General features: G+C 50.2%; 21 protein-coding genes and 1 pseudogene. 19 read left to right on the forward strand and 3 right to left on the reverse strand.

What is annotated here, in order from left to right; genetic code table 11:
- Nucleotides 1-181: 181 nt before the first annotated feature.
- Nucleotides 182-1,768 carry an ATP-binding protein gene (locus D5E69_RS06320; protein ID WP_063190769.1) on the forward strand — a complete coding sequence of 529 codons (1,587 nt, stop codon included), beginning with the start codon at nucleotides 182-184 and terminating at the stop codon, nucleotides 1,766-1,768.
- Nucleotides 1,765-2,439, forward strand: coding sequence for a response regulator (locus D5E69_RS06325; protein ID WP_048005162.1), 675 nt, complete (start codon nucleotides 1,765-1,767; stop codon nucleotides 2,437-2,439). The genes D5E69_RS06320 and D5E69_RS06325 overlap by 4 nt, the downstream gene beginning before the upstream one ends.
- Nucleotides 2,440-2,479: 40 nt before the next feature.
- On the opposite strand, the gene D5E69_RS06330 is transcribed toward D5E69_RS06325, so the two are convergent.
- Nucleotides 2,480-2,896 (reverse strand): VOC family protein, encoded by a 417-nt coding sequence (locus tag D5E69_RS06330; RefSeq protein WP_063190768.1) that lies wholly within the window; start codon nucleotides 2,894-2,896, stop codon nucleotides 2,480-2,482.
- A gap of 155 nt (nucleotides 2,897-3,051) precedes the next feature.
- Here D5E69_RS06330 and D5E69_RS06335 point away from each other — a divergent pair, with 155 nt between their 5' ends.
- From D5E69_RS06335 to D5E69_RS06355, 5 genes and pseudogenes are all read left to right on the forward strand, one after another.
- On the forward strand, nucleotides 3,052-3,477 hold the full coding sequence (locus D5E69_RS06335) for an NUDIX hydrolase (RefSeq protein WP_156489279.1): 426 nt from the start codon (nucleotides 3,052-3,054) through the stop codon (nucleotides 3,475-3,477).
- The gene (locus D5E69_RS06340; protein WP_063190766.1) at nucleotides 3,474-4,025 is read left to right on the forward strand and encodes an ATP-binding protein; all 552 of its coding nucleotides are present in this window, start codon (nucleotides 3,474-3,476) and stop codon (nucleotides 4,023-4,025) included. Before D5E69_RS06335 ends, D5E69_RS06340 begins: the two co-directional genes overlap by 4 nt.
- Nucleotides 4,026-4,085: 60 nt before the next feature.
- Complete coding sequence (locus D5E69_RS06345; RefSeq protein WP_159129442.1) at nucleotides 4,086-4,706, forward strand: class I SAM-dependent methyltransferase; 621 nt, start codon at nucleotides 4,086-4,088, stop codon at nucleotides 4,704-4,706.
- Between the two features lie 2 nt (nucleotides 4,707-4,708).
- On the forward strand, nucleotides 4,709-5,236 hold the full coding sequence (locus D5E69_RS06350; protein ID WP_063190764.1) for a DinB family protein: 528 nt from the start codon (nucleotides 4,709-4,711) through the stop codon (nucleotides 5,234-5,236).
- A pseudogene (locus D5E69_RS06355) lies at nucleotides 5,233-6,221 on the forward strand (S66 family peptidase). Before D5E69_RS06350 ends, D5E69_RS06355 begins: the two are co-directional and overlap by 4 nt.
- 29 nt (nucleotides 6,222-6,250) lie before the next feature.
- Here D5E69_RS06355 and D5E69_RS06360 read toward each other — a convergent pair.
- Together D5E69_RS06360 and D5E69_RS06365 are read right to left on the reverse strand one after the other, a co-directional pair.
- Nucleotides 6,251-6,685: a GNAT family N-acetyltransferase gene (locus D5E69_RS06360; protein ID WP_048013564.1), complete on the reverse strand. Its 435-nt coding sequence runs from the start codon at nucleotides 6,683-6,685 to the stop codon at nucleotides 6,251-6,253.
- A gap of 62 nt (nucleotides 6,686-6,747) precedes the next feature.
- Nucleotides 6,748-7,470, reverse strand: a complete 723-nt coding sequence (locus D5E69_RS06365; RefSeq protein WP_048013563.1) for a 3-ketoacyl-ACP reductase — start codon at nucleotides 7,468-7,470, stop codon at nucleotides 6,748-6,750.
- A 146-nt stretch (nucleotides 7,471-7,616) separates the two neighbouring features.
- On the opposite strand from D5E69_RS06365, the gene D5E69_RS06370 reads away from it, so the two are divergent.
- The 12 genes from D5E69_RS06370 (at nucleotide 7,617) to D5E69_RS23805 (ending at nucleotide 16,248) form a co-directional block, all read left to right on the forward strand.
- Nucleotides 7,617-8,039 carry a GNAT family N-acetyltransferase gene (locus D5E69_RS06370; RefSeq protein WP_048013849.1) on the forward strand — a complete coding sequence of 141 codons (423 nt, stop codon included), beginning with the start codon at nucleotides 7,617-7,619 and terminating at the stop codon, nucleotides 8,037-8,039.
- Between the two features lie 5 nt (nucleotides 8,040-8,044).
- The gene (locus tag D5E69_RS06375; protein ID WP_159129443.1) at nucleotides 8,045-8,455 is read left to right on the forward strand and encodes a nucleoside 2-deoxyribosyltransferase; all 411 of its coding nucleotides are present in this window, start codon (nucleotides 8,045-8,047) and stop codon (nucleotides 8,453-8,455) included.
- The gene (locus D5E69_RS06380; protein ID WP_063190763.1) at nucleotides 8,442-8,912 is read left to right on the forward strand and encodes a DinB family protein; all 471 of its coding nucleotides are present in this window, start codon (nucleotides 8,442-8,444) and stop codon (nucleotides 8,910-8,912) included. The genes D5E69_RS06375 and D5E69_RS06380 overlap by 14 nt, the downstream gene beginning before the upstream one ends.
- On the forward strand, nucleotides 8,909-9,442 hold the full coding sequence (locus D5E69_RS06385) for a cysteine hydrolase family protein (protein ID WP_082824274.1): 534 nt from the start codon (nucleotides 8,909-8,911) through the stop codon (nucleotides 9,440-9,442). Before D5E69_RS06380 ends, D5E69_RS06385 begins: the two co-directional genes overlap by 4 nt.
- 138 nt (nucleotides 9,443-9,580) lie before the next feature.
- Nucleotides 9,581-10,303, forward strand: a complete 723-nt coding sequence (locus tag D5E69_RS06390; protein WP_063190762.1) for a hypothetical protein — start codon at nucleotides 9,581-9,583, stop codon at nucleotides 10,301-10,303.
- A gap of 16 nt (nucleotides 10,304-10,319) precedes the next feature.
- Nucleotides 10,320-10,706, forward strand: a complete 387-nt coding sequence (locus D5E69_RS06395) for a GntR family transcriptional regulator (protein ID WP_048005151.1) — start codon at nucleotides 10,320-10,322, stop codon at nucleotides 10,704-10,706.
- The gene (locus D5E69_RS06400) at nucleotides 10,703-11,578 is read left to right on the forward strand and encodes an ABC transporter ATP-binding protein (RefSeq protein WP_048013561.1); all 876 of its coding nucleotides are present in this window, start codon (nucleotides 10,703-10,705) and stop codon (nucleotides 11,576-11,578) included. Before D5E69_RS06395 ends, D5E69_RS06400 begins: the two co-directional genes overlap by 4 nt.
- A complete protein-coding gene (locus D5E69_RS06405) occupies nucleotides 11,571-12,500 on the forward strand; it encodes an ABC transporter ATP-binding protein (protein ID WP_063190760.1) in 930 nt (309 codons plus the stop codon). The genes D5E69_RS06400 and D5E69_RS06405 overlap by 8 nt, the downstream gene beginning before the upstream one ends.
- The gene (locus D5E69_RS06410) at nucleotides 12,493-13,701 is read left to right on the forward strand and encodes an ABC transporter permease (protein WP_048013846.1); all 1,209 of its coding nucleotides are present in this window, start codon (nucleotides 12,493-12,495) and stop codon (nucleotides 13,699-13,701) included. The genes D5E69_RS06405 and D5E69_RS06410 overlap by 8 nt, the downstream gene beginning before the upstream one ends.
- A gap of 123 nt (nucleotides 13,702-13,824) precedes the next feature.
- Nucleotides 13,825-14,394, forward strand: coding sequence for a 2'-5' RNA ligase family protein (locus D5E69_RS06415; RefSeq protein ID WP_159129444.1), 570 nt, complete (start codon nucleotides 13,825-13,827; stop codon nucleotides 14,392-14,394).
- Nucleotides 14,391-16,073, forward strand: coding sequence for a M3 family metallopeptidase (locus tag D5E69_RS06420; protein WP_159129445.1), 1,683 nt, complete (start codon nucleotides 14,391-14,393; stop codon nucleotides 16,071-16,073). The genes D5E69_RS06415 and D5E69_RS06420 overlap by 4 nt, the downstream gene beginning before the upstream one ends.
- Before the next feature lie 46 nt (nucleotides 16,074-16,119).
- On the forward strand, nucleotides 16,120-16,248 hold the full coding sequence (locus tag D5E69_RS23805; protein ID WP_268786706.1) for a hypothetical protein: 129 nt from the start codon (nucleotides 16,120-16,122) through the stop codon (nucleotides 16,246-16,248).
- Nucleotides 16,249-16,260: the final 12 nt, after the last annotated feature.

A 16,260-nucleotide genomic window follows, 5' to 3' on the forward strand; every position in this document is an offset into this window, starting at 1 on the left:
CCTAAAGGTGTAAAAATATTCTTATTCTATCAATCTTTCTTTATCGAAATAACCAGCGTGTCGCGTTCTTTAGTTGAAAAGTTAAGGTATCACTCGTTGCATCTGAATATTCAGAAATCCTATTGCCAAACGGCGGACGTCCTTCTAAAATGAAAGAAATGAGACCGGGGAGGTCAGAGGGATGAATGTATCGCTTCAGACGAAGCTCTTGGTCTTGATCCTGACGTTGCTGTCATCGGTCATCCTTCTCCTGAGCGGCACGTTTGCTTATTTCGAATCCAAGGAAACGGAGAAGGAAGTCGGTCAGCTGGCCCTGCAGGTGGCGACGACGGTGTCCCTTATCCCTGGTATCCGGGAAGCGTTTCATACAGAGGATCCGGCGAAGATCATCCAGCCCATGACGATCCAGATGAAGGAGCAGGTGGGGGCGGAGTTCATCGTGGTAGGGAATAAGGACAGCATTCGCTATTCCCATACGCAGCAAGAGAAGATCGGTAAGCGGATGGTGGGAGGGGATAATGACCGGGCCCTCATTAATGGAGAGTATTATACGTCCAAAGCCGTCGGTTCCATGGGTCCGTCCCTGCGCGGAAAGGCGCCGATTTTTGATGATAACGGGAAGATCATCGGGCTCGTGTCCGTCGGCTTCCTCGAGGAAGATATTCACACGCTGTTCATTCACAAGCTCCGTACGTATGGGATCGTCTCGATTCTCGTATTGGTGGCAGGAGCCGTGGGGGCGGTCCTTCTGGCGAAAAATATCCGCCGCGATACACACGGGCTGGAGCCGAAGGAGATTGCGGCTCTGTACCGGGAGCGGAATGCCATCCTCCTTTCCATAAAAGAAGGGATCATCGCCGTGGATGAGAAGGGGTTGATCACGATGATGAATAACTCTGCGAGGAAGCTCCTTGGTGTGAGTGGGCGGAAAACCCAGGTGCCGGTACAGGAAGTGATACCGAATACGGAAATGTATGATATCCAGCGGAACGATATTTATGAAAACGATCAGGAAATGCTTCTGAACGGAAAAGTCGTAATCGTCAACCGGACACCGATCATGGATAAGAACGGGATTGTCGGAGCGGTGGCGAGCTTCCGTGAGAAGACGGAAGTGACGGAGATGATCAATACCCTTTCAGAGGTCCGGCAGTATTCTGAAGATCTTCGTGCCCAGACCCACGAATTCACCAATAAGCTGTATGCCATCTCGGGCCTTCTGCAGCTGGAGGAATATGAGGAGGCCATCGATCTCATCCACTCAGAGGCCGACGTGCACGGTAGCCAGAACCGGATCGTATTCGAACAGATCCATGATCGCAAGGTGCAGGCCATCCTATTAGGAAAGATCGGGAAGGCATCGGAATATAAAGTGACGTTCAGCATCGATCCAACCAGCTTTTTGAAACCGTTACCAAAAAGGGTTGCCATGAGTGACTTGATCACGATACTGGGAAATATCATGGATAATGCCTTTGACGCCGTTGCTCACAAGGAGACGAGGGAAGTTACTTTCTTTACCACCGATATCGGGAAGGATATTGTGTTCGAAGTCGCCGATACCGGAGCCGGGATCCCTGACGATGTGGATGTATTCCAGCGTGGGATCTCTTCGAAACAGGGGGAGAACCGGGGAGTGGGATTGACGCTGGTGAAGGAGACGGTCACAAGGCTTGGCGGAACGATTGAGCTTCATGTACCGAAAAGCGGAGGGACGGTCTTTACCGTGTTCATTCCAAAAGAAGAGAAAAGGGGAGAAGAAGGATGATCAAAGTGATCATAGCGGAGGATGATTTCAGGGTGGCGTCCATCCATGAGCGATTCCTCCAGAAGATCGAAGGGGTCACCGTTGCCGGGAAGGCCCTGAACGGGGAGGAAACCCTCCGCCTGCTGGGAGAAGAGGAAGCGGATCTATTGCTTCTCGACATCTATATGCAGGATCAGCTTGGGACGGATCTCCTGCCGGCGATCCGCACCCGGTTCCCCCATGTCGATGTAATCATGATCACTGCAGCGAACGACCGGGAGCTTGTGGCGACGGCCCTCAGGAACGGGGTTCTTGATTACATCATCAAGCCCGTATCCTTGAAGCGGTTCACCTCCACCTTGCAGCAGTACCAGAAGAGAAGGGAGATGCTGAAGGAGAAGGAAGAGGTCAGCCAAGCCACCATCGACCGGTTGCTCGGTCTGCATCAAACGCCGCTGAATGGAAGCGGCATGCCGAAGGGGATCGATCCCCTCACCTTGAGTAAGGTGAAGGCGATCGTGGAGGATACGGGCAAAGGAATCTCAGCTGAAGAAATGGGCTCCAGGATGGGGGCATCCCGTGCAACGGCGAGGCGGTATCTGGAGTACATGGTCTCAACGGGGGAAGGAACGGCGGAGCTTGAATACGGAATCGTAGGCAGGCCGGAGCGAAAATATTTCATGGCTAAATAAGAAGGAAGCTCTTCCCGCGGAGAGCTTCCTTCTTATTGTTCTAGCTTTTCCCTTGAAGTTTCCGTACTTCCTCGCTGTGAAAAGGTGATCCGGTTACTTCATCCACAATGGAGAACGGGTTCCCGTCGGGATCGTTGAAATCGAAGGCTTTCATACCCCCGAAATCTTCAAGCGCTGTGACCGTGACACCGTGCCTTCTGAAACCTTCATGAGTGGCTTCAATATTATCCGTGAGGAAATTGAAGTACGCATTCTTCCTGTCGCCCCTGATTGTGAACTCGGTTTCCTGACGTGACTCCACCTCCACCAGGGCAAGCTGGGTGAGCCCGTCAGGCAGGCAATACCCGACCCCGTCTTCCCACTCGTCGATTTTCTTCACCCCGAGATGCTCCTCATACCACGCCATTGAACGCTCCATATCCGTCACCGGAATAAAGATGGATCCTACTCGAAACATCCTGACACCTCCTTTAATTGGAAAAGATCTTTCTATCATCTATTCGCTATGAGTCCGGAAATCCCTTCAACAAAGGTTTCAGGCTGAAAAGCATTGAGTATGCTGGATTTTTCTGAAATAATAGAATTGGATAATTTATGAAAAGGGGATCGATCATGACAATGACATACACACCACCCAAGCATATTGTTTCTGCGGCCGTGACCGTGCTGAACGAAAAAGGGGAAATCCTTTTGATCAATGGGCCGCGAAGGGGATGGGAGATGCCGGGTGGGCAGGTCGAAGAAGGAGAATCCCTGACGGACGCAGCCATCCGGGAGACGAAGGAAGAGTCGGGTATCGATATCGAAATCGTGAAATTTTGTGGAATCTATCAGAATGTGAAGCGATCGATCTGCAACACCCTCTTCCTCGGTAAGGTCATCGGCGGTGAGCCGACGACATCCGCGGAGAGCCTGGAAGTGGGGTTCTTTCCGGTGGATGTGGCTCTGAGCATGGTGACCCACTCCAACTTCCGCCAACGGATTGAAGATTCGCTGGAGCACACCCGTCATCCCATCCACGTGGAGTTTAATCAATGAGGCTGGCCGTCCTTACCGTAGGGAAGACCCACAGCGGAAAAACCACCTTTGCCCGGACGCTGGAAAGGGAGCTGCCTGATTTTATCGTCCTCGATCAGGATCTTCAGGCAGAGTTCATCAACACCCACTACCGGAAGCTTGTCCCTGAGAAGGGCCCAAACACCTTCAAAATGGCCCTTTCACAGACCATTTTAAACCATGCGGTCGAGCATACCGGACATCATATCATCCTGAGCAACTCCAATCTGGACCGGGATGGGAGGCGTGACCTGCTCTCAAGCTTTGAACAGCAAGGCTTCAAGACCATCCTGGTAGACTTTCAAATCCCGGATTCCGTCCTTTTCAAGCGGATCGGTGGATCGGGTCGTAGCACGACGATCTTTAGGACGACCACCACTTCATATGAAGAAGTGTTGCAGAGACAGAACGGCTATCACGGAAACGGTCCCTCTGAAGGAGAAGCTGATCATCTCCTTACCATCAGGAGTGAAGAGGATGTAATCCGCATAATCGATGCGATAAAAAAGATAAAAAGTATAGAAGAATAGAAGGAATCGGAAGTATCCCTGTAGAATTAAGAACATACGTTCTAAAACAAGGAGGTACACATGCAGAAAATCAAAGATCAATTAACTCATTCATATAATGCTGCTGCCATCTCCAGGGATCGCGAGCTCAAGGAGGATTGGAAGGCGGAAGTGCGCAGCCACTTCCTGTCGCTCCTGATCAAGGAAAACAAGACCAGACTCCTTGAGATTGGAGCCGGGTCAGGGCAGGAAAGCGTAGTTTTCAAAGAAGCAGGTCTGAACACGTTCAGCACCGATCTGTCACCGGAAGCAATCCGGCTGTGCAAAGAGAAAGGGCTTAAGGCAGAGGTCATGAGCTATGATTCGTTAACGTTCCCCGATGGAGCGTTCGATGCCGTATGGGCGATGAACTGCCTGCTACACTGCCCGAAGGATGAACTTCCCGGCCTACTTGAAGGGATCAAAAGGGTACTGAAGCCAGGCGGGGTCTTTTTCATGGGTGTCTATGGAGGCAAGGATTCAGAGGGGATATGGGAAGGGGATTTCTATGAGCCTAAACGATTCTTTGCCCTCTACACGAATGAACGATTGAGAGAGATCCTTGAACGGCATTTTAAGATCGAATCGTTTCGGTGCCTGGCAAAAGAAGAGCTGGGCAGGGATCTCGATTTTCAAGGAATCATCCTTCGGAGATCACGGTAATCATGGACATCTACATAAAGGAACAAAAAGGGTACGCCCCCCAGATCGGGCATCTGGTATCCCAGATGGACTATGCACGGAAGACGACGCTTGATTCCATCGAAGGGTGCACACAGGAAGAACTGTATGGCCTTCTTTCGTCAGATGGTAACACCATCGGGGCATTGCTCCTTCATATGGCCGCCATAGAGAGAGGGTTCCAGATTGAATTCTTCGACGGACGGAATCCGAATGAAGAAGAAATGGAGGAATGGGGAGCTGCCTACGGGCTGGGAGCCCGTGGCCGCAAGGAAATCGTTGGACACCCCCTTTCCTTTTATATTGCAACATTGCGTCGTGTCCGGCAGAAGACCCTCACAGTCCTTGCCGAGAAACCGGATAATTGGCTCTATGAGGAGTGCCGTTGGGACGGTCACCCTTCGAATCACTACTTCATCTGGTTCCATGTAATGGAGGATGAAATCAACCATAGAGGGCAGATCCGGCTCATGCGGAAAGCCCTGCAACTAGAAAGGAAGAGAGAAGAATGAACAGATTGAAACAAGGAGATAAGATCGGGATTTTTTCTCCATCCTCGCCTGCTTCGGCGCATTCAAAGGTGAGGTTTGAGCGGGCAAAGGCCTTTTTGGAAGAGAAGGGCTTTACCATAGTGGAAGGTGCCTTGACGGGTAAGCAGGATCATTATCGATCAGGGACCCCGAAGGAGCGGGCAGATGAACTGAATGAGTTGTTGCGACGCACTGACCTTGCCATGATTATGTCGGTGATCGGGGGACGAATTCCAACAGTATGCTCCCCTATATCGATTATGAGGCGTTCAAGGAGAACCCGAAGCTTCTGGTGGGCTACTCGGATGCGACGGCAATCCTGTTGGGCATTTATGCGAAAACAGGGATCACCACCTATTACGGACCATCCCTAGTGCCATCGTTTGGAGAGTTTCCTCCCTTGGTCGATGATACCTATCGCTTTTTTGAAGACTATTTCATGAACGACACGGTCGTACCGTATGAAGTCCCGATGCCGCCTCTCTGGTCGGATGAACCCGTGAACTGGCTGGAGAAGACGACGGATAAGACGCTCTATCGGAATGAATGGGTGACAGGAAATCCCGGTAGCGCAGAAGGAAGGCTTATGGGCGGCAATGTCAGCACCATGTATGGCTTTATCGGCTCAGAGTATTTCCCCGAAGTGAAAAAAGGGGACATTCTCCTGATTGAGGACTGCGGCAAGCATGCCTCTGTCGTGGAGAAGAATTTTGCCATGCTGAAGGTTCATGGACTGTTCGATAAGGCGGCGGGAATCATTCTTGGGAAGCATGAACAGTTCGATGATGGGGGAACGGGAAAGAAGCCACTTGATTTCCTCTTGGAGCAGCTCGATGGAAGAGAACTGCCGGTCCTTGCGGAGTTCGATACGTGTCATACGCACCCGATGCATCCTCTGGCAATCGGAAAACGGGTAAAGCTTGACGCGGGAGAAAAGACGGTGACGTGCGTAGAGGAGTGGATATAAGAAGAAAAGGCACCCGGTGGGCGCCTTTATCACTTTAATTCTTTTTTCATCAGTTTATGGGGGATGTCTGCTTCATAGAAGATCTCGGGCTCGGATACATATCCAAGCTTATGATAGAACCCTTCGGCATGGGTTTGACCATGCAACTTTACGCGGCTCAGGCCCTGCTCCGATGCGATGTCTTCAAGCTCCTGGATGATATGGCGCCCGACGCCGCCTTTCCTGAAGGGCTTACGGATGCAGATGCGCTCGAGTTTCCCGGTTCCTTCCACTGTGCGGATGCGACCCGTACCAACCGCCTTCCCGTCCTGATAGATAAGGATGTGGGTGCAATCGGCTTCGAGGTTGTCAAAAGCATCGTATTCTTCATCATCAGGGGTACCCTGTTCGTCGATGAAGACTTCTTTGCGGATGGCGAATGCTTCTTTCAATTCGTCTTCTGTTACGATTCTCTTGATGTTCACTGGCTTCAGTCCTTTCAAAGCTAATGATTAAGAGTATAGCGGAATAGCGAAGGCTTGTATACTCAGAAAGGATTCGTCGCCCACTGAAGGGATTGCTTGATGAAGATGCGGCGGTCCAGCTTGAGAAGCGATACCATGTGCTCGGCCAGATCTTCGGGCTGCATGTATTTACTCGTGTCGGCTTCTTCGAGCTTATCACCAAACGTAAGGTCTGTGGCTACTAAACTCGGATTCAAGGTCATGACGCGGATATTATGCGGCCGCACTTCCTGCATGAGAGATTCAGAGAATCCCTGAAGGGCGAACTTCGAACCGCAGTAAGCAGAGCTTTTCGCTGTTCCTTTCAGTCCGCTGCTGGATGAGATCATGATGATGTCCCCGCCGTTTTTCTCGATAAGCTGAGGAAGGACGGTGTGGGTCACGTGGTAGGTGCCGAAAACATTGACCTCGAAGGCACGCTTCCACTCTGCAGGTTCGAGTTCAAGGAACTCTCCGTATACACCGATTCCAGCATTGTTGATCAGGATGTCCGCATCACCGAGTGCGGATTGAAGCGAAGAAACAGCTGCTTCGACGCTCGAGAGGTCTGCAATATCAACAGGTGCCGTAACGGCCTCCACTCCATAGGTTCTGGCTTCTTCGGCCGTTTCCTCCAGGGCGGACTCCGTTCGTGCCATGAGGCCGAGATGGACGCCGGCTTTAGCAAGCTCAAGTGCGGTTGCCTTCCCGATACCGCGGCCGGCACCGGTAATATACGCGATCTTTCCTTCGATAGATTGTGCCATGCATGATTCCCCTTTCAATAGGTTCTTATGGACAGTGTACGGGGTCCGGGAGGGGCTTGCAAGGATTCACCATTGAAATGGAAATTTTAAAGAAAGCAAGTCTTCAGGAGGCTCCAACAATAAAATCAGGAAGAGTGAATAAAACCATGCAACTAACACTGAAAAATAATCTTGAAGTCACATTCAGAAAGTTCAAGGAAGAAGATTTTCCGGCAATCCACAGCCTCAATGAAAAGGAAGAGTGGAATAATCTTGTGAGTAAGAGGGAGCTGACGAGGAAGGCCTGGCTCGATTCAGGGATCGCCTATGTGGCTGAATCGGAGGGGGAGATCATTGGGTATATCCGCGGGCTGACGGATCAACATATCACCCTTTTCATCTGTGAACTATTGATTGACCAGAATTTCAGGGGATGTGGAATTGGAGCGAGACTCCTGGACTATGTTCACACCCTCTACCCGAGCACCCGGGTGGAGATGCTGGCCAGTTCCACGTCAAAGACCTTTTACGAGCAACAATCCTATCGCCCATTCTACGGTTTCCGCAAAACGTTTGAAGAAAGACATTGAATGCCATGAAATTTTATGTGGCGTCGAGCTTTAAAAACATTCCCATGGTGAGGGCCGTGACCGAGTCTCTTCGTGCAGCGGGACACCGACTGACGTATGATTGGACGCAAAATGAGCGGGCGAACACGGCGAAAGACCTTGAACGTATCGGTCAAGACGAGAAAAGGGCGATCTTGGAGGCGGATGTGGTGATCGTCTTGCTTCCTGGAGGCAAAGGCACTCATGTCGAGCTTGGCCTCGCACTTGCGTGGGAAAAAAGCATATACCTTTATTCGAAAGTACCATTGTCTTTGAATGAGAGCACCACGTTTTATCATCTGCCGGAGATCCGGCACATCACAGGAGAATTGGACGAGTTTCTACTATTGATAAACAACCATTACACATATCAGGAGGCATCATATGAGCAGCATTGAGTGGATCATCTTTAACATCGAGGAAGTAAGAAGAAGGAGCACAAACGTGTGGAGGAGCATTCCAGAGGATAAGCTACATTGGAGACCGGATGCAGAAGCGATGAGCATGCTTGAAATGATCAGACATGTACTGGAAAGTGAACATTACTACCACCTAGCCATTAAGAACAAAGGAAGTCTGGACGCGTTCGATTCGCCGTTTGAAAGCCGGCCGTACACCAATGTAGAGGATGAGCTTGCCTTTGCTGCCGGGTACCACGAGGCATTCCTGGAGACCATCCGTTCTTATACGGAAGAGGACCTCAAGGAAATCAGCATCGATCGAAGTGAATCAGGGTATGTCCGGGACTTGGGTGATATGCTCCTTCGCATCCCTTATCACGAAGCGGTCCATACAGGGCAGCTCCTTGATTATCTTCGTACCGCAGACATTGATCGCGTGAGGATTTGGGATTGAGCAGGAAGGCGCTCCTCATCATAGACGTCCAACAAGGTATGTTTAAAGAAGGAGGAGAAGTGCACAATGCGGAAGCTTTGTTGCAGACAATCACTACCCTGAAAGCAAAAGCAGAGTCAATGGACACCCCAGTTTTTCTGATCCAGCATGAGGCGCCTGAAGGAAAGCCATTGGAACGCGGGACAACAGGATGGGAGATCCATCCACGGGTGAAAGGAGGAACAGTCATCCATAAAATGACCCCTGATTCCTTTCATCAGACGGATCTTCACGAGCAGCTTCAGACACGGGGAGTGGAGGAACTTTTTCTTACCGGTATCCAATCAGAAGTGTGCGTAGATACGACGTGCAGGCGTGCCTTCAGCCTGGGGTATAAGGTGACGCTCGTCTCCGATGCCCATAGTACCTGGGATTCAGGAGTCCTGAAAGCAGAAGACATCATCCACCATCATAATGGAGTCCTGCGGTGGTTTGCCGATGTGGCGCGATCAAGTCATATTATTGAAAAATGGGAGAATGAAAGAAGCTGAATTAAGGCTTCTTTTTTTTGTTCAATTGGGTTTTAATTGTTTTATTTTCCAAAAACATCTTGTTTTGTCAGGTATCTTCTTTTATACTGTGCATATACATATACACAGTATAACACTCGAACATGGAGGTATTCGGATATGAATACAATGAAAGAAAGCATTTGGCTGGCGAGATTCGACTTCAAATATGTGTTGAAGTATATTCCGGTTGTTCTGTTGATGGCTGCACTGTATTCCTACTTTTTCTCTGAGCTTATGGAAGGCTATCTGGAAAAGGTTCAACCTGCTTTTGATTTGTTCTTTTTCCTGTATATTTTTTTCATGCCCACATGGTCACGTACGAAAGATAGCCTCGCCCAAAAGATTCATGGAGATCTTTACGCAGCGCCTGTTTTTCTGCTCTTGAATCAGCTGCCGATCAAGAAAACGGTGATCATCACCAGCAGGTTACTCTGTCTCTATATCCCCATCACCATCGGTACGGCAGCAGCCATGGTCATGACGTATTTCTTGTCGGAGGAATTCAATGAAGTATTAACATTTGGGGAATTGATTGTTCTGACAATGTTCTGGACCGGAATAGCCCTTTCTTCCTGCAGTGCATCCGTCACCATGGAAATGGGTGATCGCATCTCGAAGAAGCGGTTCATCACATCGTTTATTTGGCTGGTGGGAGGAGCAGCCGCATTGTATTTCTTGATGAAAGATGTGCTTCAGACGGGGATCTTGAAATGGTCGATTTTCTTTAGTGCCGATCACCCGGTCCTGATGGTCCTGATGTCCATCGTCATCCCGACACTAAGCACGTGGTGGGCATACCGCCATGCGCTGAAACAAATGAACAAAATGGATTATATGTAAGCAGGGGGAAATATCAATGAATATACCGATCCGATTATCAAAGGATTCGCGGGAACCGATCTATCATCAGATTGAGCATCAGCTGAAAGCCCTCATTGCAAGCGGTCAGCTTGCGGCCGGATCTCCCCTGCCGTCAATCCGGGTGCTGGCGAAGGATCTCGAAATCAGCTCGATTACGATCCGGCGGGCCTATCAGAACCTGGAATACGAAGGCTTTATCCGCACTTCTCAGGGGAAGGGGACCTTCGTTGCAGAAATCGACGCCGGCAAGAAGGAGTCGGTTGCATCGCAAGCCGTCCATGATGCGTTGAAAAAAGCCGTTACAATCGCGAGGCAGCATGAATTAAGCAATAGCGAAATCAGTGAACTGATGGAATCCATTTTAAAGGAGGAAGAGGAATGAACGACCCGATCACCATAAAAAATGTAGAGAAAACCATCGGGGGTCTTACGGTCTCCATCCCACATCTGACCATACCTGTTGGGACGATTTCCGCACTGGTGGGAACGAACGGGGCCGGGAAGAGCACGCTCTTCAAGATGATCATGAATCTGGTAAAGCCGGACAAAGGGACTATCTCGATCTTCGGAAAGCCTGTAAATGGTGATGATGAGGAATGGAAATCCCACCTATCCTATCAGTCACAGCAGATGGACGGGGTGGATTTCCTTACAGGTGAAGATCTCCGACAGCTGATGTCCCGCTACTATCCGGACTGGGACGAATCGTTATTTCAACGGGTCGTTTCCACCTTGGAAATCCCGCTGAACAAAAAAGGCAAAAAACTCAGCCCGGGAATGCAGGCGAAGCTGAGCATCGCCCTCACCTTGGGATGCAATGCCCCTGTGATGCTGCTGGATGAACCGACGGCTTCCATGGACATTCCGTCCCGTAAGCTCGTCATCGATCTTCTTGCCGAGATCATGGAGACGGGGGAGAAGACAATCCTAATGGCCACGCATCATGTGGATGATCTGAAGAAGCTCGCAGACTACTTGATTTTCTTTGATGGGGATGAAGTGGGGGAGCCGGTTGAGAAGGATGAGTTGGTCGCCTCATACCGACTTTTGTGGCTGGATCAACCTGTCCCTTTTGACGAACCGTTGCCTGGTGAGATGAAACGGACGTACGGCAAGGTGATCTTGACAAACGATCCAGATCAAACAAGGGATGCCCTCCGTCAGCATTCGATTTCAATTATGGAAGAGCAGGTGCCGGATTTGGAAACGGTCGTTACTGAATTATTAACAAAGGGAGAGAAGCATTATGTCTAAAACCATGCTGAAAGTAAGCAATGTCAAAAAAACATTCAAGAAGCAGCAGGTCCTGCACGGCGTGTCCTTCGATGTGAAGGCAGGAGAGATCACAGCCCTCCTCGGACCGAATGGAGCCGGGAAGTCGACGACCATCCGGAGCATCATGGGGATTCTCTTCCCGGATGAGGGTCATATCCAGTTCAGCGGAGAAGAAGAAGGAGTCATCCCGAAGCATGCCATCGGCTACCTTCCCGAAGAACGCGGACTCTATAAAAATGTGAAAATCATGGATATCCTCCTGTATTTCGCAGAACTGAAGGATTACCCGATCAAAAAAGCCAAGGAGCGCGCCCTTCATTACTTGAAGAAATTCGGACTTGAAGGGAAAGACAAGGTATCGATCGAGGAGCTGTCCAAGGGGATGGGGCAGAAGGTGCAGTTCATCGCTTCCATCATCCATGAACCGAAACTGCTTATCCTGGACGAACCGTTTTCCGGACTGGATCCTGTCAGTCAGGAAGTGTTCAAAGACGAAATCCGTGAATTGGCGCGCAGTGGTACGGCCGTCCTCCTGTCCGCTCACCAGATGAACCTTGTGGAAGAAATGGCCGACCGCCTCATCATGATCCATAAGGGAAGGGAAGTGATCAGCGGCACGATGGACGAAGTGAAGGAGAAATACGCGAACTTCAAATGCACGATCCAGGGAGTCAATCGCCTGGAACTTCTGGAAACGATCCCTCAGGTGGCGAGGATCGAGCAGTCGGAACAGACATCGACGCTTTATCTCGAACCCGATGTGCATATCCCGTCTTGGATCCGTAAGCTTCCTGAGGGCATGACCATCCATGAACTGAAGATCGACCGCATCACCCTGCATGAAATCTTTATCGATATCGCCACCGATAAGCAAGGAAAGGAACGTGAAAAAAGTGCGTAATAGTTTAAAAGTAGCCAAATGGGAGTTTAAGAGGAACGTCAAGAACAAATCCTTCCTGATTTCACTGGTCCTCACACCATTGATTGCGATTATCTTTGCCGTCCTGCCGTCCCTATTCGCAGGGGGAGGGGATACGCCCGTCCATGTGTATGTAAAGGATGATACGGGAATCTGGAAGGATGAAGTGGCACCGCTTTTGAAGCAGTCAGATCTCGATTGGAGCGTGACACTGACGGATAAAGATCAAAAGGAAATGGAGAAGGATTTCCGCGATGAGGAGGATATGGCGTATATCCCCTTGACCAAAGAGGCTGTGGAAAAGGGTCAGATCACCTATCTGACTACAGAAGAGATCCCTGATTCGTTTGCGTCGGACGTGCAGATCCTGGCGCAGCCCCTCCAGCATCTTAGGCTGACGGAGGCAGGACTCACAGATGAGCAGCTTCAGGCGGTCTCCACCGATATCTCGTTCACAGCGCAGGAACTTGCTGGCGAAGACGGATCAGGTGACATTCTGCGGAAAGCAGTGCCTGGAGCGGCGGCGGGCCTCGTCCTGTTTTCCATCATCATGACGGGGATGATGATCGTCCAAAGCGCTTCTCAGGAAAAAAAGGAGAAGGTGTCGGAGATCATCCTGTCGTCCCTTACCCCAAGTGAGCTGATGCAAGGGAAGATCATCGGATATTTCTTCCTTGGGATCCTACAGGTCGGTTTTTGGATTGCCGTCGCTCTTCCTGCCATTGCGATCCGCTTCGATGAGTTTCCGGTCATGGACTATCTGCTTGTTCCTGAGCTGTTGCTCCTCGTCTTCATTGCGCTCCTTGGCTATCTCCTATTCGCAGCTCTCTTTGTCGGACTTGGTGCGACGATGGAGGATATGAGCTCGACAAGCAACTTCCAAGGCATGATCCTCATGCTGCCATTCTTCCCGTTCATCCTGATTTCACCGGTTCTTTCTGATCCGAATGGATTGATCGCGACGATTGCCAGCTATGTGCCGTTCACCTCACCGGCCATCCTGATCCTGAGGCTTTCCTTACTCGATCAATGGCCGTGGCTCGAAATCATCGGTGCCATCGCAGTCCTCATCCTGAGCATCTGGGTGATGATCAAGATCGCCGGCAAAATCTTCGAAGTCGGCATCCTCCTCTATGGGAAGAACGCCAGCATCGGAGAAATCATCAAATGGGTTAAATCATGAGACATGGGGACGGTTCCGATGCGTCAAAAAAATGACGCACAGGAACCGTCCCCATGCTGCATTGTCAAACGTCAGATTATTTGAAATAATGGGGATGTATGGAAAAGAGGAAGGGGTACTTGCATGTATTGGGTTGTCGCGTTATTTGATGAAGAGACAGAACAAAAGGTGATGGATATTTGGCAGGAGCTCTGTGATCAATCCATCTCGTATTATGTGAATAAAGTCAAGGATGGGAAGCCCCATCTGACTCTAGCAAGTTATGAGCAATTGGACAAGGAGACGTTCATGACAAAGCTTGAAGCCTATTGTGAAGGGAAGGAAGAGGTAGCCCTCACCTTCAATACCGTGGGCTCGTTCCTGAATCACGACACGGTCTTCCTCTCTCCGGTCATCACCACCGATCTATTGAAGCTGCACGGGGCCTATCACCAAGCATTTGCCCACTACAAAGAGGCTTCCAACGAGCTATACGAGCCTGAACAGTGGATTCCCCATTGCACATTGGCCAACCAGCCTGTTACAGGAAACCTGTCCGACGTGTTCGGTTATTGCCAGAAGCATGTTGAGCCGATCTCTGGATCCATTGACCGCATTGCCATTATCGAGAAAGTCGGTGAAGAAAACGGGAAGCTCGTGGCTCCTGTGATTTATACAAAGAGATTATCCAAGAGTGGGGTGACGAACGGATGATGGACGAATGGACTCTCGACCCACTGATACCCGATGATGTGGACCTGGATATTGCACGGATTACATCTGAGTTAGAGGAAGTTACGAAGAATGGAGTTCTGTCAGAAAAAATTTTGACCCTTCAAGAGATCTATTCGAGATGCTATGAATATCTTGAACTGGCAGTGTGCATCACCTGGAAAGATAAGAAAGATCCGATGGGTAAACAGTTGGACGGGAAGGCAGAAGAGCTGATGGGGCGCTATAAACAGATCGAGTCAGAGGTGAAGCGGGAATGTCGTCAGTTAGCGGATGAGGAGTGGAGTCGACTGGCCGATTCCGAGGAATTGGGTTCCCTCAGGCCCGTACTGTCCACCTGGCGTCTGCCCTCTCCTGGGAGCCATGAGCTCGAAGCGGATGGTCTCCATGCATGGGCTGAGCTATACGGAATGGCTTCGGACCAAGTGAAACCCAGATGGAAAGGCAAAGAGATTCCCCTCGGTGAAGCAGTAAGGCTTGTCTATTATTCGAACAATCGGCCATCGAGGATCGAGTTCTTCAAGGAATGGACCAAGGAGTGGGAGAAAGTCAGTCATTGGTGTGCCAAGGCATTGAATCACATCTCTGGATTCCGGATCAGCAGGGGCGAGGATCCCGTTCAGTCGGCCTATGAAACAAACCGGATCACGCAACAGTCCGTCAATGACATGTGGGCCTCTGTCCTCGAGCGGAAGGGGATGTTCAACGACTTCCTCCAGCATAAATTGGTTCTTCAAGGTGAGAAAGATCTGCACTGGACGGATCAATTCGCCCCTCTCCCTTTGCAGACGGAATTTGGGACCATCCCTTATGAGGAAGCTAAAATCTTGATCGGAAATCTCATCGGAGCTTTTTCGGAGGATGCCGGTCGGTTTGTCCAGCATGCGTTCAACCACAAGTGGGTCGATGCAGCGCCGTCCCGTCACAAGGTAGTCAGTGCTTTTTGCGCACACTTTCCCAATGCGCGGCAGACGAGGGTCATGATGAGCTATGAAGGCGACCTTCAGAGTGTGAGTGTGTTAGCCCATGAGCTTGGCCACGCCTACCATTATCATCTTCTGGAGGACCATCCCATGTTTCTGCAGGATTGTCCACAAGCATTCACGGAAATTGCCTCGACTTTGTTCGAATCGATTCTTATTGAGGAGGCCATGAAATCTGCTTCTCCCATGGAAAAAATGCATCTTCTTGATCAGCAGATCAGTCGGGACATCGGCACCATCCTCAATAGCTATGTCCGTCATCGATTCGAGGAAATGCTGTACGAAAACCGCCGAATGGGTGAAGTCGATGCGCGCAGGATGAACACGAGGATGGCCGATGTACAAAACCACGTATTTGGACCGGATATGAAGACTCTTGATCCGACCTTCTGGGCATCACTTCGCCATTTTTATATCACACGGAAACCGTTCGGCCACTTCCCATATACGGTGGCCCACCTGCTCAGTACGGGGATCTATCATCAGTTGAAAGAGGCAGAAGATAAGGAGCAACGCTTAATGGCGATGTTGGAGGACACTGCATCACTTACGGTCGAGGAGTTCATGCAGAAACATCTGATCAGCGGATGCGTATGGGAGTCTGCCCTGGATCGAATTCAGGAAAATATAGAGACATTCACCGCACTTTCTTCCCGCCAGCTGAAACCAAATCAATGATTCAAACGTACTTACTCCTATACTGCTAAATAAAGGAAGTGGTTGTATGGGAAGGAAGCTGCGGAGCGAGCACGACATCTTTTCCGGAGAAAGGAAGCCGGAGAAGAGCCGCTGGGTCATCGTTGACATGATGTCGTGGTTGCTCGAGGTGTTCGCCAGGTTATTCATCCGCTAAGGAGGAGAGAGT

The sequence above is a fragment of the Rossellomorea marisflavi genome (genome assembly GCF_009806575.1).
Classification (GTDB): Bacteria; Bacillota; Bacilli; order Bacillales; family Bacillaceae_B; genus Rossellomorea; species Rossellomorea marisflavi_A.